A 21,762-nucleotide genomic window follows, 5' to 3' on the forward strand; every position below is an offset into this window, starting at 1 on the left:
AATCGATTGTTTGGCCTGGTTGGCCGACACGAGATTCGATCGTTGCGAGCCGGGCTCGTGATCAAGCGTGGCTAGGAATACCGTTGTGTGGCATGACGTCCACTGATGCCTCGGCGCAGAGGCCTGGGCCCAAGAGGCGCTCCACTCGTGGGCGCAGGGCCAGGCTGCGCGCCGGACTCTCCTGGGTCCGGGGGACGGGCACCTGGGCGTTGGCCAGCGCCACCACGAACGCGGGCGTCGCCTACCGGGTCACCGGCCTGGCCGGTGAGGCGGCCTTCTTCGCGCTGCTGTCGCTGCCGCCCTTCGTGCTCGGCCTGATCGGCGTGCTCGGCCAGCTCACCAAGATCTTCGGTCCCGAGACGGTGAAGGACGTCAGCGTCTGGATCGAGACCCAGGCCCACCTGCTGTTCACCGACAACGCCGTCGACACCGTCGTCACCCCTCTCGTCCAGGACGTTCTGAAGCCCGAGAACAAGGTGTCGCTGATCTCCCTGGGCTTCGTGCTGGCACTCTGGTCGGGTTCGCGGGCGTTGTTCGTCTACGTCGACCTGATCTCGGTCGCCTACGGGCTCGGCGAGGAGCGCGGCATCATCCGCACCCGCCTGATGTCCTTCGGGTTCTACCTCGCGGGCCTGCTGATCGGGCTGGTCGTCATGCCCGTCCTCGTCCTCGGCCCCGCGGCGCTGCGGGGCGCGCTGCCCCACGACTACGCCGTTCTGGTCGACATCCTCTACTGGCCGGTGGTCGTCATCGGCTCGGTCTTCTTCCTCACCCTGCTCTACCACGTGAGCGTTCCGGTGCGTACGCGATGGTGGCGGGAGCTGCCGGGGGCGGTGCTCGCCCTGATCATCTGGATCGCCTGCGCCGCCGTGCTGCGCGCGGTGCTCGCCGCCTGGTTCTCCCCGGTCTCCATCTACGGCTCGCTCGCCGCGCCGATCGCGATGCTGCTCTGGCTCTACATCACCGCGCTGGCGGTGCTCATCGGGGCCATACTCAACGCCGAGGTGGATCGGCTCTGGCCCGCCGGAGGCACAAGCCGCCTCAGCCGTATCGGGTAGTCCGCTATCGTCTAGACCGTGACTGGCGCGTTGGGTGGATGGACCACCGGGGAGCGAATGGCGGAGGCCGGGCGCCTGGGTCTTCGCCCATTGTCAAGATGACAGGGGAGTGAACGCGGCATGAGTTCTCTTAACAGCGTCGATCCGCAGATTGCCGAGCTCGTCAAGGCGGAGGAGCGGCGTCAGGCCGACACCGTCAAGCTGATCGCCTCGGAGAACTACGCCTCCAAGGCGGTTCTCGAGGCCACCGGCACCGTCCTCACGAACAAGTATTCCGAGGGCTATCCGGGCAAGCGGTACTACGAGGGCCAGCAGGTCATCGACCAGATCGAACTGCTCGCCATCGACAGGGCCAAGTCCCTGTTCGGGGTGAACCACGCGAACGTCCAGCCCTACTCGGGCTCGCCCGCGAACCTCGCCATCTACCTGGCCTTCCTGAAGCCGGGCGAGACCGTCATGGGCATGGGCCTGCCGTTCGGCGGCCACCTGACCCACGGCTGGTCGGTCTCGGCCACCGGCAAGTGGTTCAACCCGGTCCGCTACGGCGTGCGCCAGGACACCGGCCGCGTCGACATGGACGAGGTCCGCGAGATCGCCCTGCGCGAGCGCCCCAAGCTGATCTTCTGCGGCGGCACCGCGATCCCGCGCACGATCGACTTCCCGGCCTTCGCCGAGATCGCCCGTGAGGTCGGAGCCGTGCTCGCCGCCGACATCGCGCACATCGCCGGCCTGGTGGCCGGTGGCGCCCACCCGTCGCCGGTCGGCCACGCGGACGTGATCTCCACCACCACCCACAAGACCCTGCGCGGTCCCCGGGGCGCCATGCTCATGGCCACCTCCGACGAGCACGCCACCGCGCTGAACAAGGCCGTCTTCCCCGGCCTGCAGGGCGGCCCGCACAACCACACCACCGCGGCCATCGCGGTGGCGCTGAAGGAAGCGGCGACCGACGAGTTCAAGGACTACGCCCGCCAGGTCGTCATGAACGCCCAGGCGCTGGCCGAGGAGCTCAAGGGCCGCGGCTTCGACCTGGTCTCCGGTGGCACCGACAACCACCTCATCCTGCTCGACCTGACCCCCAAGGGCATCGGCGGCAAGCCCGCCGCCCAGGCCCTGGACAAGGCCGGTCTGGAGACCAACTACAACAGCGTGCCGTTCGACACGCGCAAGCCGTTCGACCCCTCGGGCATCCGCGTCGGCACCGCCGGTGTGACCAGCCGGGGCATGGGCGTCGCCGAGATGCGCCAGATCGGCGCCTGGATCGACCAGGTCGTCAGCGCCCTGGCCAAGGGCGAGGACGAGGCCGATCACGTCATCACCCGCGTTCGCGGCGAGGTCACGGAGCTGACCTCGCACTTCCCGGCCCCCGGCCTGTGATCTGATCCGTGAGGCCCCGGGACCGACGGGTTCCGGGGCTTCTCGCTGCCCGCCCGTGAGCGGGGGAGATCCCCGGCGAAGCGGGCGGTGCCGCGCGCTTCGGCGCGTTCCGCCGGGCGTTCTGACACGGACGGGGCGAATATCGGTTTGCGTGTGGTGGGAGGGACTGCGCTACAGTTCTGGCGAAGACGCCGTTCGGCGGATGAGTGGTCACGAGTCGTGGAGGTGAGGACTATGCGGGTTTTTCTGGTGAGCCTGCCGTCCGTCAATCTCCGGGTGCCCGCCTAGCCGACATGCGACAGGGCGCCCGGCCTTTCAAAGGGTGTACCCACGTTGTCTTTGCCGACTGGCTTTGATTCTTCCGCTCTTCTCTCGCTCGGCTGGAACGACTCGCTCGCCGCCGAGTTCCCCACCGGGCTGATTCCCGCCCGGGTGACCCGCGTCGACCGCGGCTCCGCCGAGGTCCTGTCCGCCGACGGTCACTTCCCGGCCCACTACGGCGCCCACGTGCGGCGGGCGGCCGCCGCCGATCCCGTCGACCTGCCCTGCGTCGGGGACTGGGTCGCGCTCCGCAGGCTGCCCGAGGGCCGCTTCGAGGTGGAGGCGCTGCTGCCCCGCCGTACCGTGTTCGTGCGCGGAGGTGTCGGCAGGCTCTCCAGGGGCGGTCTGTCCGGCGACTCCCAGGGGCAGGTGCTCGCCGCCAACGTCGACGTCGTGTTCGTCGCCGAACCCGCCCTGCATTCCACCGACACCGCCGATCTGGGCCGGATCGAGCGGCTGCTCGCACTGGCCTGGGAGAGCGGTGGCCTGCCCGTGGTGCTGATCACCAAGTCCGATCTCATCGGCGAGGGGCTGGACTTCCTGATGCGGGAGGTCGCCACGGTGGCGCCGGGAGTGGACACGCACGCGATCTGCTCCCTCAGCGGCGAGGGGGTCGAGATCGTCCGCGGTTACCTGGAGGGCACGCGCACCGCGGTGGTGCTCGGGGCTTCGGGCGCGGGCAAGTCCACCCTCGTCAACGCCCTGGCGGGGGAGACGATGATGGAGGTCCAGCAGGTGAGGTCCGGCGACGGCCGGGGGCGTCACACCACCGTGCACCGCGAGCTCATCCCGCTCAAGGGCGGGGGCCTCATCGTCGACACGCCGGGTATCCGCCGCATCGGCCTGTACGACATGGGCGAGGGCGTGGACCTGGTCTTCTCCGACATCGAGGAGTTCGCCGCCCGATGCCGGTTCGCCGACTGCCGGCACGACAGCGAGCCGGGCTGCGCCGTCATCGCCGCGATCGAGGACGGGACGATCCCGGAACGGCGGCTGGAGAGCTGGAACAAACTCCAGAGAGAGGCCGCCTGGATGGCGTCAAGAAGTGACGCGCGGCTCCGAAAGGAGCTGCAGAACAAGTGGAAAATCATTCATAAGGAGATGCGGAAGCCGGGTCGCAACCGTCCCTGATCTCTGAGACCGAATACGACGGGCCCCACACAACAACGTGTGATCTCGCAAGGGGAATACGCGAGATCACACGTGGGGGAAAGCCGGGTGGAGGTACTGCTCAGGCGACGGCACTGATGCCGGCGCTGGCGGCGCGGCGCATGCGACGGCGACGCTCGGAGGCGCGCTCGTCCTCGTTCAGACCGCCCCAGGTGCCGTACTTCTCCGGGCGGGAAAGCGCGTAGTCGAGACACTCGGCGCGCACGGGGCACTGGGCGCAGATGGCCTTGGCCTTACGCTCGCGAATGTCACGCTCGGGCTGACGCTCGCCGTCGGGACCGAAGAAGAGCACGAGGTCCTCGCCCCGGCACGCGGCGTCATCCTGCCAGCCCCAGCTGGGCCGAGGCCGGGCGGTCTGCCGACGTACCTGAGACATGAGAAAACCACCTTACAGTGAGAGGTATTTCGGGTTGATGCCGCATTGGACGTTTGTGGCGTCCCTGAGTCCAACGCCTGGATAGTCCGTGATGTTCCCTCAGGTCAAGTCAGTGCGGACGTGGCGTACTGCACAGGATTCACCCTGTCCAGCGTTACCAGCCGATAGGTAGTGATCGTGTCAGCACAGGCCCTACCACATGGCGTTGTTAGCGTCATGGGTTCGACCACTACCCGAAAACGAGCGTCACTACCGCGCACCAAAGCCTCGGTAATGTCGCCGTCCAACCTGGAGGACTCCACGGCCACTCCGCCGACCGAGAGTTCGCCCGTATGAACACGGACAAAATGCTCGGCGGCTTGCAATGGCTCAGGGGTGCCTGAGCGTCCCCGGAGACGGTCGAGGATAACCTCGCCGGACCGGTACGCATCGGCTGCCGCGATCGCGGCAGCCTGAGACATGCTGCCGTAGTAAAGCCCGTGTGGCAAGCACACGAGGTTGGCGGCGTATCGATCGCCGCCAACATGTGATGTTTCCCATACTGTGTCCGGCAATATTTCTACCAAGGACCGAGCGAGGGGTAGTCCAATGCGGGCGCAGCACGCGTTGCGCTTGGCATGCGTGCAGACCAGAAAAACCGGCTCACTCACAAGTATGCAGGACTCCGGGACCACTCCGGCCACCACGCTGTCAAGGTCAAGATCGTCCGGACCTGCGATGACGCCCTCGGCGATCCAGGGTTCGGCGCCCGTGGAGTTGGCGACCATGACGTGAATGCCGGTGTTTGCGGTGTTTCGTCGCCCGGGTCGGCGGATCAGCTGGGGCCGGATGCCGAGGCTTGTGGCCCGTTCGACAAGGGTGCGTACGCCTTCGGGAAGGTGGCAGTCCTCAAGATAGGCCGCCCAGGGCCCGGAATGCTCGATGAGCAGCCAGAACCGGGCGCCGACGGTCGCACTGGCGAGAACCGGCAGATCACCGGTGTGGCTTCCCGGAAGGTGCGTGCAGCCCTTGACCGTCATACCCGAAACGCCCCCCGCGGCCACGCTCTTTCTCCTTGCCTCGACTTAGGTAAGACTAACCTAATAGGCAGAAGGGCATGTCGAGGGGGCGACAAAGCGCCGGGCGGATAAATCCCTACGCCTCAGACGGCGTCGCGTCAATGGGTTCGCTCCCATGGATCCGCATCGAATTCGGGTTCGCTCCGCGATGGGGCCGTGCCGCGTTCGCCGGCCGGTCGCACCGCCTGTGGATTCGCTGTCAATAGGTCCGTGCCGCTTGCGGATTCGCCCTCACGCGGGTTCGCGCGTCTTACGGATTCGCGGCCACGCGGGTTCGCGGAAGCTGTGAGTTCGCTGTCAATGAGATCGTGGGTCCCGTCAGTAGGCCAGGGCCGCCCGCGCCGCGGGGAGGGCCGCCTCACGGTCCTCGGGAACCAGGCCGATCCGGGTGCGCCGGTCGAGAAGGTCGGCGGCGTCCAGCGCCCCCTCGTGCCTGACGCCCCAGACGAGCTCGGCCCCGGTGACCCCCGTCGGCCCCGGCTCGGCCAGCCCGGGGTCTCGCTCCATCAGCGCCAGCACGGCCCCGGCCTCGCTCCCGTAGCGCTCCAGCAGCCGCTCCGGCACGCCTGGCGCGCCGCCTGCGGCGAAGCTCTCGCGGAGGCCCTCGCGGGGATCCCCGTGAGACCCCTGGGGAGACCCCTGGGGAACGGCCCCGACCAGGGGCAGCCGCGCCGTACGGCACGGGCCCGCGTCGAGGCGTCCGAGCGACACCACCCGGTCCACCGCGTCCTCGGCCATCCGCCGGTAGGTGGTCAGCTTGCCGCCCACGATCGTCACGACCCCGTCGGGGGAGGTCAGCAGGGCGTGCTTCCTCGACAGGTCGGCGGTGCGTCCCTCGGCGTCCGGCAGCGGCCGGAGCCCGGCGTAGGCCCCGGCCACCTGTGCCCGCCCGATCGGCACCTCCAGCACGGAGTTGATCACATCGAGCAGGAACGTCACGTCCTCCTCGGGCACCTGCGGAACGTCCGGCACGGGACCGTCCACCGGCTCGTCGGTGAGGCCGGCGTAGACGCGGCCGTCGGGCTGGGGGAGCACCAGCGCGAACCTGTTGCTCTCGCCGGGGAGCGGCACGTGCAGCCCGGCCGTGAGGCCCGGCAGGGTCTCGGGGCGGAACACCAGGTGGGTGCCGCGTGAGGGCCGCATCCGGATCTCCGGCCTCAGCTGGGCGGCCCAGACCCCGGTGGCGTTGACCACCGTCCTGGCCCGGACCGCGAAGGCGTCCCCGGTGAGCTCGTCGCGGACCTGTGCCCCGTCCCCCGTCAGCTCCAGCGCCCGGCAGCGGGTCAGGATCCTGGCCCCTCGCGAGGCGGCCGTCCTGGCCAGGGCGACCACCAGCCGGGCGTCGTCGACCAGGCGCCCGTCCCAGGACAGCAGGCCGCCGCGCAGCCCGCGCGGACTCAGCGGCGCGGCGAGGGCCAGCGCCCGTCCGGCGGAGATCCGCGACGGGCCGGGCAGGAGGTGGCGGGGGGTGCGCGCCGCCATCCGCAGCCCGTCGCCGAGCCGGTATCCGGTCATCACGACCGCCGCCTGGCCGCGGGAGACCGCGGGAACCAGCGGCAACAGGTACGGCTGGGCGGCGACCAGGTGCGGCGCGGTGTGGCGGAGCAGGACGCCGCGCTCCACCGTGCTCTCGTAGGCCACCCCTACCTGGCCCCCGGCCAGGTAGCGGAGCCCGCCGTGGATCATCTTGGAGCTCCACCTGGAGGTGCCGAACGCCAGGTCGTGGGCGTCGATCGCCGCGACGGACAGACCCCGGGAGGCGGCGTCGAGCGCCGCGCCGGCACCGGTGGCGCCCAGCCCGACCACCAGCACGTCCACCACGAGGTCGCGGAGCCCGGCGAGCTCGCGCGAGCGGCGCGCGGCGTTGAGGGAGGAGCTCATGGCCTCAGATACCTCTCCAGGATCGTGGCGAGTTCGGCGTCCAGATCGTCCGGGGTGAGGGGGTCCGGGGGTCGCCGCGCGGGATCGTCCCGGGTGAGGGGGGCCAGCATGGTCGGGCCGGAGATCAGGAACGACTGGGCGGTCAGCAGCACGGACCTGGCCAGGGCCGCGGGGTCGCCCGGCCGTACGGTGCCGGACCGCTGCCCGCGCGCGATCGCCGCCTCGATCATGGAGAGCATGGCCTCCTGGCTGGATCCCCGGCGCTCCGTCAGGTACGGCAGGAGCAACTCGGGGTCCACTTCGACGATCTTGCGCCAGAGCGGATGGTCGCGCAGCGTCCGCACCACCGAGACCGCCGCACCGACCGGTTCCTCGGTGGCGAACCCGCCCGCGACGCGCACCCACTCGCGGGTCATCAGGTCGGCGACGAGGCTGCGCACGTCGGGCCAGGAACGGTAGATCGTCATCCGGGACAGCCCGGCCCGGCGCGCCACGTCGGTGAGAGTGGTGCGCCTCACCCCGACCGCCAGGATCATCTCGCGAGCGGCGTCGAGGATGGAGTCCTCGCTACGTGCAGTCGTATTGTGACGAATAGACGCCATATGTCACAGTGTAGAGGTGGAAACTCCGACGAGCACCGCCGAACCCATGCTCTGGTCCGGCTGGGGTGACCCCGCCAAGGCCGCAGATCTGCCCGAAACGCTCCGCACGCTGCTCCGGGACATGCTCGACGTGCGGGCTCCGGAGACGCCGGCCGTGAGCTTCGGCGAGGTCCGGCTTGCCCCCGTGACCCTCTCGCCGCTCGTCCTCGCCGAGCTGGGCGCCGTCGTCGGCGCCGGCCACGTGCGCCTCGACGACGACGCCCGCGTCCGGCACACCCGGGGCAAATCCACCCTCGACCTGATGCGCGTGCGCGCCGGGGACGGCTCCGACGCGCCCGACGCCGTGGTGCTGCCCGGCTCCCACGACGAGGTGCTGGAGCTGCTCCGGCTCTGCGCCGCGCACCGGGTCGCGGTGGTTCCGTTCGGCGGCGGCACCTCGGTCGTCGGCGGCCTGGTGGCCGCCAGGGACGGCTTCGCGGGCGTCGTCGCGCTGGATCTGGCCCGGCTGAACCGGCTGATCTCGGTGGACACCGAGTCGATGACGGCCGAGATGGAACCCGGCCTGCGCACGCCGCAGGCCGAGCTGCTCCTGGCCGGGCACGGGTTCACCCTGGGCCACTTCCCCCAGTCGTACGAGTACGCCACCCTGGGCGGCTTCGCCGCCGCCCGCTCCAGCGGCCAGGCCTCGGCGGGGTACGGCCGGTTCGACGACATGGTCGTCGGCATGACCGTGGCCACCCCGCGCGGCACCCTCGACCTCGGCCGCGCCCCCAAGTCCGCCGCGGGCCCCGACCTGCGCCAGGTGATCCTCGGCTCGGAGGGCGCCTTCGGCGTGATCACCTCTCTGCGCCTGCGGGTACGGCGCGCCCCCGCCCGGCGAATCTACGAGGGGTGGCGGTTCGGGTCGTTCGCGGAGGGCTCGGCCGCGCTGCGGTGCCTGGCCCAGGAAGGCCCCGTGCCCACCGTGCTCCGCCTGTCCGACGAGACCGAGACGATGATCGGCCTGGCCAGGCCGGACGAGCTCGGCGGCCTGGCGTCCGACGCGGGGTGCCTGGCCATCGTGGGATACGAGGGTTTCGAGGAGGTGAAGGCGCTGCGGGAGCGGGCCGCCGCCGTACTGTCCGAGTCCGGCGGCCTCCCCCTCGGCACGGAGCCGGGGGAGTCCTGGGCGCACGGCCGCTACTCCGCCCCCTACCTGCGCGACTCCCTGCTCGCCGCCGGGGCCACCGTGGAGACGTTGGAGACGGCGGGGTTCTGGTCCGGCCTCCCCCGGCTCCACGACGCCGTGCGGCTCTCGCTCCGGTCCTCCCTCGGCTCGCCGCTGGTGATGTGTCACATCTCCCACGTGTACGCCACGGGCGCCTCGCTCTACTTCACGGTCGTCACCGCCCAGAGCGGCGATCCCCTCGGGCAGTGGGAGGCGGCCAAGCGGTCGGCGAGCGAGGCGATCGTCGCGGCCGGGGGCACGGTCTCGCACCACCACGGCGTCGGCCGCGACCACCGGGAGGCCTACGCCGCCGAGATCGGCGAGCTGGGCGTGGAGATCCTGCGCGGCGTCAAGGACCGGCTCGACCCGCGGGGAATCCTCAACCCCGGCGTGCTGATCGCCCCGTGAGCCGCCCTCCGGCCCCGGCCGGGTCGCTTCGGGGGCGGGCGCAGCTCGCGGGACGGGGAACCCGGACGGCGGGAGACGACCGCCCCCGGGCCGGGCACGGCGTCACCCGGCCGTCGGCACGAGCTTCTCCATGGCCTCGCGCAGCGGCCCCGGGATCTCGGCGGGCCGCCGGGTCTCCCGGTCGACGAACACGTGGACGAAGTGGCCCTCGGCCACGACCGTCTCGCCGTCCTCGCGGAACAGCCCGAGCTCGTAGCGGACGCTGGAACGGCCCAGGCGGCCGATCCGCAGCCCGACCCTGATGGCCTCGGGGAAGGCGACCGACGCCTTGTAGACGCAGTGCGACTCCACGCACAGTCCGATGGCGTCCCCGCCGTGGATGTCCAGGCCCGCGACCCTGATGAGCCAGGTGTTGATCACGGTGTCCATCAGCGAGTAGTGGACGGCGTTGTTGACGTGGCCGTAGACGTCGTTGTCCTTCCACCGCGTCGGAACGGTCTCCCAGTAGGCGTACACGGTAGAACCATATTCCAGAGCCGGGCGGAAGGCGGGGGTGAAAGCGATTGGTCGCGGCCGGTGCGGTGGCCGCCGTGCTCGGGATCCGCATGCTCTCCCAGGGGCCGTCCCACAGCACCGACGTGCTTGTCCGGGACGGCTTCGCCGCCGACGACTCGGGCTGGTACAGGGACGCCGGGACTCGGGTGGACACGTCCCGCGGCTATACCGGGGACGGCCGCCACCAGGACGAGGAGGCGGGCGGTGCCACGGGCAAGCCCCGGTTCGGACTGTCCGTGGCGAAGCGTTCGGGGGCGTCCGAGGAGACCCGGGCGTACTTCGACGATTTTGAGATCGACCGCCTCTCCTGAAGGCGCGCAAGATCCTCAAAAGACGGTAAAAATATGGTCATGGTTGATGTTGGGCAGGCCGCGGAACGCGGGCGTGAGGTCTCCTCCCGGGTCTCGGAGGAGGGAGCGGGCTGGTCCTGCGTCCAGATCGGCACCTTCAAAGACCTGAGGCCCAACCAGGAGACCTTCAGCTGGCTGAGCCCGCGCACGATCTGGAGGTCGAGGAACGAGGTCCTCGCGGGCCTGTTCGGCGACCCCTCGGGGCAGGTCAGGGCGCGCTGGGTGGCCTCCCAGCGCGACCGGGGCGTCGACCCCTCCTTCCGCATCCCGGCGGACGTCGGCCCCGAGTTCTCCTTCCTGGTCCTCGGCGACACGGGTGAGGGCGACGCCTCGCAGTACGCGGTGGTGCCGGGCATGCTCAAAATCGGCCAGGACACGGCCTTCGCCGTCGTCGCCAGCGACGTGGTCTATCCCACCGGGTCGGGGAACGAGTACGAGGACAAGTTCTTCCGCCCCTACCAGGACTACCGGGCGCCGATCTACGCGATCCCCGGCAACCACGACTGGTACGACGGGCTCGGCGGCTTCATGCGCGTCTTCTGCGACGCCCCCGCGCTGAAGGCCGAGCGCGAGGGGTTCAAGCTGTCGCCCTCGGGACTGCGCGGGCTGCTCTGGCGCAAACCGGAGAAGATCGACGAGGCCCGGCTGGCCAAGGCGCGCGAGCGCAGGGCGCTGTCCGAGCAGCAGGTCGTGCAGCCCGCGCCGTACTGGGCGATGGAGACCCCGAGCCTGCTCATCGTGGGCGTGGACACCGGGATCCGCGGCGATCTGGACCACGAGCAGGCCAACTGGCTGCGCGAGGTCTCCCGGGACCCCCGCCCCAAGGTGCTGATCACCGGCAAGCCCATCTACACCCGTAACGACTACAAGCCGTCACGGCTTGAGGGCGGCGGCACGATCGACGACATCGTCGTCGATCCCGCGAACAACTACGTCGCGGCGATAGGCGGCGACGTGCACAACTACCAGCGTTTCCCGATCAAGGTGGGCGATCGGACGATCCAGTATCTCGTGGCGGGCGGCTCCGGGGCCTTCATGCACGCCACCCACACCATCCCCAGGGTCACGGTCGGCGACCTCCACGAGGACGACTACAAGTGCTACCCGCTGCGCGGCGACTCGCTGTCGTTCTACAGCAGGCTCTACAGCGAACGGCTGCGCATGCGCTGGCTCTACCTCACGCCCGAGGAGGGAGTGGCGCTGATGTCGGAGCAGATCGGCAACACCCCTCCCAGGGATATCCCGCCCGTGCGCATCACCCGGCGGATGAGGTGGGCGGCGCGGATCCTCGGCGGCCGGTCGATGCCGTTCCGGCTGCCCGTGGGCAAGGTCTTCCACCGCTACCTGTCGGAGCTGTCCGACTGGGACACCCCGCCGTTCTTCAAGAGCTTCCTGCACATCTCCGTGACGCCGCAGGCTCTGAAGATCCGTTGCTTCGCCGCCACCGGCTGCCTGCCGCAGGAGATCGAACCCCCGCTCGAAGACGAGGTCGTCATCCCGCTCGCCTGATCGGAATGTCGGTGCCACGTGGCAGTCTTTGACCCATGTATGTGGCAGTCGCGGCCGGTCCCGGCGGTGGAGGGGTCCTGCGTCCCGAGGGCCGGGACGCCGAGACCGTCACCGACCTGGCGGCGGCCGTGCGGGAGCTGGAGGAGAGCGGGCACCCCCGCTGGATCTGGGCGGACACGCGGGAGATCTACCCCGCGCTGCTCGACGCCGGCGTGCGGCTGGCGCGCTGCCACGACCTGGCGCTGACCGAGAGCCTCCTCCTCGGATACGAGGGGCGCTACGGCGAGCCCAGGTCGGCCCAGGCCGCCCACGCCCGGCTGCACGGGCTTCCGGCGCCGCAGGACCACCAGGGGCCGCAGGCGCGGCAGGCCACGCTCTTCGAGGAGGAGGCGCCCCCGCCCGACGTCGAGCTGGTCGCCGAGGTCCACGCCGACCAGCTCCGGCGGATCGAGGCCGTCGCCGACCCCCGGCGGTTCCGGTTGCTGGTCGCCGCCGAGTCGGCCGGGGCGCTGATCGCCGGGGAGATGGAGCACGAGGGCATGCCCTGGCGGCAGGACGTGCACGACGCGTTGCTGACCGGCCTGCTCGGCCCGCGCCCGGTGCACGGCATGCGGCCGGCCAAGCTCCAGGCTCTGGCCGACCAGGTGTCGGTGGCCTTCGGCGCGTCGTTCAACCCCGACTCCCCGCAGCAGATCGTCAAGGCCTTCAAGGCGGCGGGCGTGCCCGTGTCCTCCACCCGGGCCCACGAGATCAAACAGGTGGACCACCCGGGCGTCGCGCCGCTGCTCGCCTACAAGGAGCTGGCCAGGATCTACAGTTTCCACGGCTGGGCCTGGGCCGACCAGTGGGTCCGCGACCACCGCTTCCGGCCCGAATACGTGGTGGGCGGCGTCGTGTCGGGCCGGTGGGCCACCAGCGGCGGCGGCGCGCTGCAGATTCCCAAGGTGATGCGGAAGGTCGTGGTGGCCGACGAGGGCTGGACGCTCGTGGTCGCCGACGCGGCCCAGCTGGAGCCACGGGTGCTGGCCGCGATGGCCGGTGACGGCGGCCTGGCCAGGGCGGCCGGGCAGATCGACCTCTACCAGGCGCTGGCCCAGCCGTTCGGCGGCGAGCGTGACAACGCCAAGATCGCCATGCTGTCGGCGATGTACGGCGGGACCAGCGGAGACGCGCCCAAGCTGCTGGCCGTCATGCGGCAGCGCTTCCCCCGGGCCTACCAGTTCGTGGAGGACGCCGCCCGGTCGGGGGAGGACGGCAGGCTGGTCCGTTCCTGGCTGGGCCGCACCTGCCCGCCGCCCTCGGCCCGCTGGCGGGAGACGGTCTCGGGCCCTGAGGGAACCCGGGCGGCCCGTGACCGGGGCCGCTTCACCCGGAACTTCGTCGTCCAGGCGACGGCGGCCGAGTGGGCGCTCACCCTGATGGCCGTGCTGCGCGGGCTGTTGCCCGGCCCGGCCAGGCTGGTGTTCTTCCAGCACGACGAGGTGATGGTGCACTGCCCCGCGGAGGTGGCCGAGGAGGTCGTCGCGGCGGTCGGCAGGGCCGCCGAGGAAGCGACCAGGCTGCTGTTCGGACCGACCCAGGTGCGTTTCCCGATGGAGACCGCCGTGGTGCGGTGTTACGCCGACGCCAAATGAGCGAGGGCGCCCCGGCGCCGGGCGGGCGGGCGGCCGGCGGCGTGCCGGCGGCGTGCCGGCGGCGGGTGAGTCCCCGGGCGGGGCCTGCGGGTGAGTCCCCTGGACGGGCGCCGCCGGATGGGCCGGTGCGGGAAAGGCGTCAGGCGCGTCGTGCCGCCGGTCGCATGCCGGTCGCCGCCAGCCACACGCCGGTGATCGTCACCATGACCGCCACGGCCGCGCCGAGCACGCCGTAGGACAGGTTGCCGACGATCACTCCGGCGAGCACCGTGCCGGTCGCGCCGCAGACGTTCATCACCAGGTCGGACAGGCCCTGCACGGCGGGGCGGTGCCGCAGCGGAACGGCCTCACTGATCATCGCCGATCCGGAGATCAGCCCGCAGGACCAGCCGACGCCGAGCAGTGCCAGACCGGCGGTCACCTGCGCGACGTCGTGCGGTCCCGCCCCGCCCGCCAGAACGGCGGCGGCCAGCAGGAGGCCCATGCCGAGGGTCATCACCTGGATCCGGCCGATCCGGTCGGCCAGCCAGCCGACCACCGGGGAGAAGATGTACATCCCGGCGATGTGCAGGCTGATCACGACGCCGATGATCGTGTAGGTCGCGCCGCCGTGGTCGAGGTGGACCGGCGTCATGGACATGACCGACACCATGGCGGTGTGGCTGACCGCGATCGCCACGAGCGCCCGCCGCGCGACCGGCGTATCGCGCAGGGCCCGCCACGCGGTGCGCAGCGTGCCCTCGCGCTTCGCGATGGAAGCCGGCACGGCCGGGACCGGCGCGTCGGGGGACGGAGTGGCGGGGGACGGCACGGCCGGGGACGGAGTGGCGAGGGACGGCGCGCCGGAGACCGGGGCCGCGGTGGCGTGCGCGGTGAGAGGCGGCGTGGCGGCCGGGGTGCCGGCAGGGGTGGCGAGAGGCGACGCGGAGTCCTGCACGGCGGGAGACACGGCAGGAGACGCGGTAGGAGGCACAGCGGGAGACGCGTCAGGAGGCGGGGTGGGGGAGGGCGGTGCCGTGAGCGCGGCCGAGCGGGCCAGCAGCAGCGGATCGGGGCGCAGGGCGATTCCGACGATGAGCAGCGCGACCGCGAAGGTGAGCAGGGCGAGCACGAAGGGCCCGGTGTCCGGGGCCAGGCCGAGTTCACGGCCCAGGTGCTCGGCCGGTTCCGCGAGGTTCGGACCGGCGACCGAGCCGATCGTTCCCGCCCACACGACCCACGACAGATGCCGGGCCGCGTGCCCGGGAGGGGACAGGTCGGTCGCGGAGTAGCGGGAGGCCAGGTTGCCGGCGCTGGCACCGCCGAACAGCACCAGGCCGCCCAGCAGCAGCGGCCACGAGGCCAGGGAGATGGCGAGCACCGCGATCAGGGTGCCGATCAGGGCGCACCCGTAGGCCAGGGTCAGCCCGGCACGCCGTCCGCTCCCGCCCGAGGTCCTGGCGGTGGGCAGTGCGAGCAGGGCGGTGCCCAGCACGGTCGCGGTTCCGGCCAGCCCGCTGATCGCCGTCGAGCCCGAGAGCCTGGCGACGACCAGCGAGCTGAGGGAGAGCCCCACGGCGACCCCGATCCCGCTGGAGATCTGCGTGGCGGACAGGACGGCGAGGGTCCGCCGCTGCGCGGTGACGGTCGACGTCACCGGACATCCAGGGCGGATGCCCCGTCCTTTAGAAGCACTTCTTGTGTTTCCTCGTGGTGTGTGGGTTCGGCTCAGTAGGGTTGGAGTGTTCTGCGATAGCCAAGCGGGGCGTGTGTTTGTTCGAGCGCGGCAGGGCGTGCCGTGTCTGCGCGGGGAGGCTTCGGGGTTGCCCGGGCCGGTGAACCGCGAACCGACAGACCCGGCTGGAAGGCCGGGTGCTGGAATCCCCGGTTTTCAAAGCCGGGGAGGACGTCAATCGTGACACGTCCGGGAGGGCTGTCCGGCCGACGGTCAGCCGGTCGAGGTGAAGGTGCCGAAGAAGGTCTCCAGGACCTTCGAGCTCTTCTCCCACTCGAGGTCCTGTGCTTTGAAGGCGATCTCGTAGGCGGTCTGACCGTTGACGGCGACGTAGCGGGTCAGCCCGTGCATGGGGACGCCGTTGGACTGGGAGTAGGTGTACTCCCAGTCGGCCGCCTTCCAGGTGCGGTACCGCACCGCCGTCACGCCGACCTCGATGTAATCCTCCAGCCCTTCCTTGTCGGCCCGGCCGAGCGCGGTCACCGGGTCGGCGACGGGGACCTTGGTGACGACAATGGTCTGCCCGCCGCTCTTCGGCTCGGAGAAGACGACGGCTCCGCCGGTCCCCTCCTTCACCGTCCAGCCCTGGGGCACCGCACCGGAGATCCCGCCCGAGTCCAGTGCCTCGAACCCGTCGGGGACCTCGCCGGGCCCCTCGGACAACGGCTCCGGATCGGCCGCACCCGAGCTCGCCGGGGAGGGGGCCGCGGTGGTCGGGGCGCCGGTGGTGTCGCTGGGCAGGAAGACGAGCAGCGCGGCGACCAGGACGACCAGCACCCCGATGCCGCCGAGCAGCAGCATGCGAGGTCGCATCCAGCCGCCGCCGCCGCTCGCCGAGCGGCGGCGGCTGCGGCTCCCGGACCGGCCGGAGGAGGTCACGGCCTGGGAGTCCTGCGCGCCGTCGCGCCGGGCCGGAGCGATCGGGGCGGGCTCCGCGACGGGCCACAGCCCGGCCCCGGAGCCGGAGGCGGCGTCGAGGAAGCCGCCCGAAGAGCCGGCCGGGGCGTCGGACGGGTTGCGTTCGAGGCCGGCCGAGGGGAGGCGCAGCGCGTCGTAGCCGCGCGGGTGCCCGCCGGAGGGGCTGGAGACGTCGTGCGTCGGAGCGGGGTACGCGGGCGGACGCGCCGCGGGCTGTTCCGTGCGGTGCGTACCCGAGGGGCTGGACAGCGCGTCGTAGGGCATCGGGTAACCACCCGACGAACTGGCCGCCGGGTCGTACGGCACGCGCACCGGGCCCGAGGGGGTTTCGATGATCCGCGAGGGCATCGGGCCGGACGGCGATTCCAGCGGGGGCATCAGGTGCATCGGTATGGAGTCGCCGGGGACCGGCATCGACGGGGGGTGCGGAGGGCGCGCCCGGTTCGGGGTGCTGGAGCCGTGGCTGAGCAGCACCCGGTCCAGCAGGTCCGACACCTGGGCGGCGGACATCCGGTCGGCCGGGTTCTTGCGGAGCAGTCCCTCCAGGACCGCGACCAGGGCCCCCGCCCGCTGCGGGCGGGTGGGCTCCTGGGTGAGGATCGCTCCAAGCACGGCCATCGAGTCGGAGCCCTCGTACGGCGGGCGTCCCTCGACCGCCGCGTACAGCGTGGCTCCGAAGGACCACAGGTCGGAGGCCTGGGTGACCCGCTGGCCCGACAGTCGCTCCGGCGGGATGTAGGCGGGGGAGCCCATCAGCATGCCGGCCTGGGTGATGGTGGAGTCACCCTCTATGGCGGCGATGCCGAAGTCGGTGAGGATCACCCGGTCGGAGGTGAGCAGCACGTTGCCGGGTTTGACGTCGCGGTGCATGATCCCGGCGGCGTGCGCGTGGCGGAGCGCGTCGAGCACCCGGACGCCGATCTCGGCGGTCTGGACCACGGGCAGCGGGCCGCTCTGCCGTACGGCCTGCTCCAGGGACCAGGCGCGGACCAGCTCCATCACGATCCAGGGCCGGCCGTCCTCCTCGACGACGTCGTGGACGGTGACGATCCCCGGATGGCTGAGCCGCGCCGCCGAGCGGGCCTCGCGCAGCATCCGCTGGTGCGCCACCTGCTTGCCCGCGTGGTCCATCCCGTAGGGGAGGATCAGCTCCTTGACGGCCACATCCCGGTCGAGCAGGACGTCGTGCGCATGCCACACCATGCCCATTCCGCCGCGGCCCACCGGCGACATCAGGCGGTAGCGTCTGCCCACCAGCCTGCCCTGGCCCTCCGGCGCGGTCCCGGGGGCGCCCCCGCCATCCGGCCCGTGGGGGGCTTTGCCGAGCAAGCGATCGGTCATCGTACCCCGTTCCCCTCAACCATTCCTGCTTGTGAGGTGGGCCACGATATCGGGATAACATTCGCTAGCGGAAGTTGACCGGTAAAGAAAGCACGTAATGGTATCTATCGGAAGCCGATCTTTCTGCAGATTTGATCTTCCGCGTGTAGTGGCTGACGTCGGTGAATGTGTCCCGGGGTGCCATGGGTGCTGTCAGCTTTATCCTGGTTTATGGGTAAAAAATCACACTGCTGATATGCGGTCGTGATCGGCGGCCTCGGCCAGCGCCGCCAGGGCCGAGGTGAAGGCCGAGGCGGGCGGGCTCACCAGGCCCGCTCCCACCTGTCCCGTGCCCGCCACCCGGCCCGCGATGCCGGTGTTCACCGTGGGCAGCAGGCCCGTCCTGGCGACCAGCGTGACGTCGACGCCGACCGGCGTGCCCCGGAAGCCGAGCCCGGGAATCTGGTAGGCGGGGTGCTCGGCCACGGTGATCTCATACATGGACCGGGTGGCCGCCATCGCGTCCGACACGTCGCCTCCGACGAACCTGACGATCGCCGGGGCCGCCGCCATCGCGAAGCCGCCCAGCCCCGCCGTCTCGGTGATCGTGGAGTCGCCGATGTCGGGGTTGGCGTCGGCGGGGCCGTACGCGCCCAGGTAGAGACCGTCGGGCACGCCCGCCGGGCCGGTGAACCAGCGGTCGCCCAGCCCGGAGACCTGGATGCCGAAGTCCGTGCCGTTGCGGGCCATCGCGACGACCAGTGAGGAGCCGGGAACGTCCCTGGCGGCGTCGGTGCTGACCTTGCACGCCGCCATGCCCGCGTTGAGGAAGAAATGGTCGTTGCCGTTGATGAAGCGCAGGACCTCGGCCGCGTGGCCGGGAGCGGCGTCCACGATCCCGGGGGCCAGCTCGCGCACCAGCAGCGAGGTGGCCGCGCGGTTGCGGTTGTGCAGCTCGTCGCCCATCTGCAGGGCCTGTGCGATCAGCGACGTGAGGTCCAGCGGTCCGGTCTCGTCCAGGGCGGCTCGCAGCACGGGACCGAGCACCTCGCCCATCCAGCGCAGTCGCTCCAGCACCTCGGGGCCGTAGGCGCCGTAGCGCAGCACCTTGCCCAGACCCTCGTTGAGCGAGCAGTAGGCGGTGCCGCCGTGCTCGGCGTCGCGGACCTCGAACATCCACATCGACGGGGTGACGACACCCGCCATGGGGCCGACGGTCCCGTGATGGTGGCAGGAGTCCAGCCGCGCCCGCCCGGCGGCCAGCCGCTCCTCGGCCTCCTCCGCGTCGGCGGCCAGACCCTCCAGCAGCATCGCCCCGATGAGCGCGCCACGCATCGGGCCCGACGCCCGCTCCCAGCCGATCGGCGGCCCGGCGTGCAGGAACGTGCCCTCCGGCAGGTCGAGCGCCTCGCGCGCCGGCCGTACCCCCACGAGCTGGGGACGCGCGGACAGCAGGCGGCCCACGGCCCTGTCGTTGGCGGCGGCCCTGCGCGGGTCGGCCAGCACACGGGCCAGGTCATCTTCGGTGCCGGGCATCGGCGGACGCCAGTCCACCCTCACCCTGGGCACGGCCTGCGCGTCCAGCGCCTCGCCGAGCACGTCGGCGCCGACGGTGATCACTTCCGGCTCTCCGGAGAGCATGGGCAATGTCATCGACGACTCCTGAGCGGGGAACGGTGGTTTCCGGTCCTGAGCGGAAAAGGGTCACTTCCGGCCGGGTGGTCGCCGGTCCCGGCCGTCCGGAGGCGGGCCGTCCGGCGGTGGCTCATCGAGCGGCGGTGGGTCATACGGCGTTCGCGGCGACATCGGCCGCGTACGCGGCGGCTCGGGCGTTGGACGCGAACACGGTGGCCCCGGCGGCCTGTAACGCCTCGGCCTGGGCGGTCAGCCCCTGGGGGTCGCCCGAGGAGCCGACCAGCACGACGACCACCGGAACCCCCCTGGCGACGGCCGCGGCGACTCCGGGCGCGAGCCGTACCGAGGGGTCGGGATCGGCGCCGTGCCCGAGCACCACGTCAAGGAGCACGACCGTGCCGGGCGGCGCCTCGGCCAGGGCCTCCAGGCGGAGCGACGGGTCGATCATCGGATGGGGCCGGCCACGGGTGTAGGCGTCGTCGCCGAAGTCGGTGAACTCCCCGGTCCCGGCGATCAGCCTGGCCTCCACGCACAGGGTTCCCCCCGAGTAGACGCCCCGCAGCGTCCTCCCGGAAGGACCGGAAGGACTGGAAGGACCGGAAGGACCGGAAGGACCGGAAGGACCGGAAGGACCGGAAGGACCGGAAGGACCGGAAGGACCGCGAGAGCCGGAGGCGGTGGGGGAACCGGAAGGACCGGGAGAACCGGAGGCGGCGGGGGAGCCGGAGGCGTCCGGGGCGCCGGGAGAACCGGAGGCGGTGGGGGCGCCGGGAGGATCCGAGGCGGCGCCCGGGGGGGTCGGCGCGGGGGGCCATGAGGGCCATGCCGGGACCGGCACGCCAAGGGTGCGCAGGGCCGTCTCGGTGGCGGCCGTCAGGTCGTCCTGGCCGGGGCCGAGCAGCGCGGTCACCACCGGGGTTCCGAGCTTCGCGACGGCCTCCCGCACGGTGTGGGCGACCTCCGGGGCCGGGGGCTTGGAGATCAGAACGATCAGTTCGGTCGCCGGGTCGGCGTCGAGCGCCTCCAGCGCGCGGAGGGTGGACAGGGCGCCCACGTCCGCGGACAGGTCCCGGCCGCCCACGCCCAGCACATGGCTGACCCCCACGCCCGCCAGGTCCAGCAGGCAGGTCACCTGTTGCGCCCCCGTCCCGGAGGCGGCCACCACGCCGACGGGGCCGGGGCGGAGCACGTTCGCGAAGCCGAGGCCGACCCCGCCGATCACGGCGGTGCCGCAGTCGGGGCCCATGACCAGCACGCCCCGCTCCTCCGCGCGCTTCTTGAGCAGCACCTCCTGCTCGACCGGCACGTTGTCACTGAAGATCATCACGGGCAGGCCGGCCTCGATCGCGTCCATCGCCTCGGCGAACGCGTACGGTCCCGGCACCGAGACCAGGGCCAGCGTGGCGGCGTTCCCGCGGACGGCGGTGCGCACGGTGCGCGGCGAGCGCTCGGTCGCTCCGGTCTCGCCGGTCGTCCGGGCGGCGAGCCCGGCCAGCAGCCGCTCCAGTTCGGCGTCGGCGGTCTCCAGCACGTCGGGACCGCTGCTCCGCAGCGCGATCAGCAGGTCGGCGGGACCGGTCCGGGGCAGGTCGAAGCCCAGTTCGACGGCGATGTCGCGGTTGAGCTCCGTGGCCATCGCCACCACCGCGACCTCCATCCCCGGCAGCGCGGTGAGCGCCTGGCTGACCCGCATCAGGCTCACCGAGTCGTGGTAGACGCCTGTGCGTATCCGGACCGCATCGGTGCTCAACGGTTTCCGCCCTCCAGATCGATGATCGCGGCCAGGCCGATGCGCAGTCCGCAGGCCAGGTCCGCCCCCGAGGTGTGGCCGAGCTGGAGCAGGCGGTGCAGCGCGGGCTCCAGGGACTGCCGTCCGGCCAGGCCCCGCAGTACGGCCAGCACCTCGCCGCTGGCCTCGCCCCTGGCAGCGCAGTGCAGCAGCGTCGCCGAGATGGGGGTGGTCCTGCCGCGGGCGTCGAAGGTGACCGCGGCGGCCAGCCAGTCGGCCAGCCAGACGGCCCTGCCCGCCCCGGCCGCCGTACCCAGGTGGCGCAGCGCGACCAGCAGCCCGGCGAGCACGTCGTCACCGCTCGGCGTGAGCCCGGGGCCCAGGCCGACCAGCTGCTCGGCGGCCGTGACGCTCTTCAGCAGCGAGGCCTCGGCGCACCCCTGGGCCAGCAGGGCGACGGCGCCGTTGCCCTCCAGGCCCGGACGTCTCGGTGAGCGGTCGCACAGCTCGGCCAGCACGGGTAGCGAGCGGGCCAGCCGGACCGGATCCACCCGGCCGAGCGCCGGGGCCGGGTTCCACCAGCGGTGGGCCCGCAGACTGAGCCGTCCGACCTCGATCGAGCCGTCGCCGACGGACCCCTCGTCGCCGACGGCGACCTGGGGCATCGAGCCGGTGATCACCATCGCGTTGGGCAGGCGGGTGGCGTCCCCGGTCACCACCGCGATCACGTGCGGTTCGAGTTCCGTGCGGACCTCCAGATAGATCCCGGCGGGAAAGGCCGCCAGCACCCGCGCGGGGCGGCGGGGCGACTCCAGTATCCGGCGCAGGGCCGTGCTGACCGCGCCTGTCGCGTGTGTCCGCGCGTGCGCGCGCGGAGCCCTCGGGCGCGTTCCAACGGTCATGTGGTCACCTTGGCCGGTCCCCTGACAGTGCGTTTTCC

17 protein-coding genes and 1 riboswitch are annotated in these 21,762 nt (G+C 71.7%); of the genes, 7 read left to right on the forward strand and 10 right to left on the reverse strand.

The annotated features are described in order from the left end of the window. The first annotated feature begins 92 nt into the window (after positions 1 to 92). From J2853_RS02205 to rsgA, 3 genes are all read left to right on the forward strand, one after another. Positions 93 to 1,058 carry a YihY/virulence factor BrkB family protein gene (locus J2853_RS02205; RefSeq protein WP_307554393.1) on the forward strand — a complete coding sequence of 322 codons (966 nt, stop codon included), beginning with the start codon at positions 93 to 95 and terminating at the stop codon, positions 1,056 to 1,058. An 8-nt stretch (positions 1,059 to 1,066) separates the two neighbouring features. Continuing rightward, a riboswitch (ZMP/ZTP riboswitch) is annotated at positions 1,067 to 1,146 on the forward strand. A 32-nt stretch (positions 1,147 to 1,178) separates the two neighbouring features. Continuing rightward, a complete protein-coding gene (gene glyA, locus J2853_RS02210) occupies positions 1,179 to 2,435 on the forward strand; it encodes a serine hydroxymethyltransferase (protein ID WP_307554395.1) in 1,257 nt (418 codons plus the stop codon). A gap of 333 nt (positions 2,436 to 2,768) precedes the next feature. Continuing rightward, the gene (gene rsgA, locus J2853_RS02215) at positions 2,769 to 3,887 is read left to right on the forward strand and encodes a ribosome small subunit-dependent GTPase A (RefSeq protein WP_307554397.1); all 1,119 of its coding nucleotides are present in this window, start codon (positions 2,769 to 2,771) and stop codon (positions 3,885 to 3,887) included. A 100-nt stretch (positions 3,888 to 3,987) separates the two neighbouring features. On the opposite strand, the gene J2853_RS02220 is transcribed toward rsgA, so the two are convergent. From J2853_RS02220 to J2853_RS02235, 4 genes are all read right to left on the reverse strand, one after another. Then, a complete protein-coding gene (locus tag J2853_RS02220) occupies positions 3,988 to 4,302 on the reverse strand; it encodes a WhiB family transcriptional regulator (RefSeq protein ID WP_012893126.1) in 315 nt (104 codons plus the stop codon). 104 nt (positions 4,303 to 4,406) lie between these two features. Then, the gene (locus tag J2853_RS02225) at positions 4,407 to 5,345 is read right to left on the reverse strand and encodes a sucrase ferredoxin (RefSeq protein ID WP_307554399.1); all 939 of its coding nucleotides are present in this window, start codon (positions 5,343 to 5,345) and stop codon (positions 4,407 to 4,409) included. 333 nt (positions 5,346 to 5,678) lie between these two features. Further along, positions 5,679 to 7,241 (reverse strand): glycerol-3-phosphate dehydrogenase/oxidase, encoded by a 1,563-nt coding sequence (locus tag J2853_RS02230; protein WP_307554401.1) that lies wholly within the window; start codon positions 7,239 to 7,241, stop codon positions 5,679 to 5,681. Beyond that, the gene (locus tag J2853_RS02235) at positions 7,238 to 7,843 is read right to left on the reverse strand and encodes a TetR/AcrR family transcriptional regulator (protein ID WP_307554403.1); all 606 of its coding nucleotides are present in this window, start codon (positions 7,841 to 7,843) and stop codon (positions 7,238 to 7,240) included. Before J2853_RS02235 ends, J2853_RS02230 begins: the two co-directional genes overlap by 4 nt. Positions 7,844 to 7,889: 46 nt before the next feature. On the opposite strand from J2853_RS02235, the gene J2853_RS02240 reads away from it, so the two are divergent. Then, positions 7,890 to 9,458 (forward strand): FAD-binding oxidoreductase, encoded by a 1,569-nt coding sequence (locus J2853_RS02240; RefSeq protein ID WP_307568572.1) that lies wholly within the window; start codon positions 7,890 to 7,892, stop codon positions 9,456 to 9,458. A 102-nt stretch (positions 9,459 to 9,560) separates the two neighbouring features. Here J2853_RS02240 and J2853_RS02245 read toward each other — a convergent pair whose 3' ends face one another. Beyond that, on the reverse strand, positions 9,561 to 9,974 hold the full coding sequence (locus tag J2853_RS02245; RefSeq protein WP_307554404.1) for an acyl-CoA thioesterase: 414 nt from the start codon (positions 9,972 to 9,974) through the stop codon (positions 9,561 to 9,563). 47 nt (positions 9,975 to 10,021) lie between these two features. On the opposite strand from J2853_RS02245, the gene J2853_RS02250 reads away from it, so the two are divergent. From J2853_RS02250 to J2853_RS02260, 3 genes are read left to right on the forward strand one after another with little or no spacing between them, the layout of a single operon-like run. Next, a complete protein-coding gene (locus tag J2853_RS02250; protein ID WP_307554406.1) occupies positions 10,022 to 10,324 on the forward strand; it encodes a hypothetical protein in 303 nt (100 codons plus the stop codon). A 39-nt stretch (positions 10,325 to 10,363) separates the two neighbouring features. Further along, positions 10,364 to 11,872 (forward strand): metallophosphoesterase family protein, encoded by a 1,509-nt coding sequence (locus J2853_RS02255; RefSeq protein ID WP_307554408.1) that lies wholly within the window; start codon positions 10,364 to 10,366, stop codon positions 11,870 to 11,872. Between the two features lie 35 nt (positions 11,873 to 11,907). Further along, the gene (locus J2853_RS02260) at positions 11,908 to 13,506 is read left to right on the forward strand and encodes a bifunctional 3'-5' exonuclease/DNA polymerase (RefSeq protein ID WP_307554410.1); all 1,599 of its coding nucleotides are present in this window, start codon (positions 11,908 to 11,910) and stop codon (positions 13,504 to 13,506) included. Positions 13,507 to 13,645: 139 nt separating this feature from the next. On the opposite strand, the gene J2853_RS02265 is transcribed toward J2853_RS02260, so the two are convergent. The 5 genes from J2853_RS02265 to J2853_RS02285 all read right to left on the reverse strand — a co-directional run bounded on the left by J2853_RS02265 (position 13,646) and on the right by J2853_RS02285 (position 21,724). Next, the gene (locus J2853_RS02265; protein WP_307554413.1) at positions 13,646 to 15,142 is read right to left on the reverse strand and encodes an MFS transporter; all 1,497 of its coding nucleotides are present in this window, start codon (positions 15,140 to 15,142) and stop codon (positions 13,646 to 13,648) included. 291 nt (positions 15,143 to 15,433) lie between these two features. After that, a complete protein-coding gene (locus J2853_RS02270) occupies positions 15,434 to 17,479 on the reverse strand; it encodes a serine/threonine-protein kinase (RefSeq protein WP_307554415.1) in 2,046 nt (681 codons plus the stop codon). A 222-nt stretch (positions 17,480 to 17,701) separates the two neighbouring features. After that, positions 17,702 to 19,111: a YlbE family protein gene (locus tag J2853_RS02275; protein ID WP_307554416.1), complete on the reverse strand. Its 1,410-nt coding sequence runs from the start codon at positions 19,109 to 19,111 to the stop codon at positions 17,702 to 17,704. 130 nt (positions 19,112 to 19,241) lie between these two features. Continuing rightward, entirely contained in the window at positions 19,242 to 20,843 is a 1,602-nt protein-coding gene (locus tag J2853_RS02280; protein WP_307554417.1) for an AllF/FdrA family protein, read from the reverse strand. Next, the gene (locus tag J2853_RS02285) at positions 20,840 to 21,724 is read right to left on the reverse strand and encodes an oxamate carbamoyltransferase subunit AllH family protein (protein ID WP_307554419.1); all 885 of its coding nucleotides are present in this window, start codon (positions 21,722 to 21,724) and stop codon (positions 20,840 to 20,842) included. Before J2853_RS02285 ends, J2853_RS02280 begins: the two co-directional genes overlap by 4 nt. Positions 21,725 to 21,762: the final 38 nt, after the last annotated feature.

This window comes from Streptosporangium lutulentum (genome assembly GCF_030811455.1).
Classification (GTDB): domain Bacteria; phylum Actinomycetota; class Actinomycetes; order Streptosporangiales; family Streptosporangiaceae; genus Streptosporangium; species Streptosporangium lutulentum.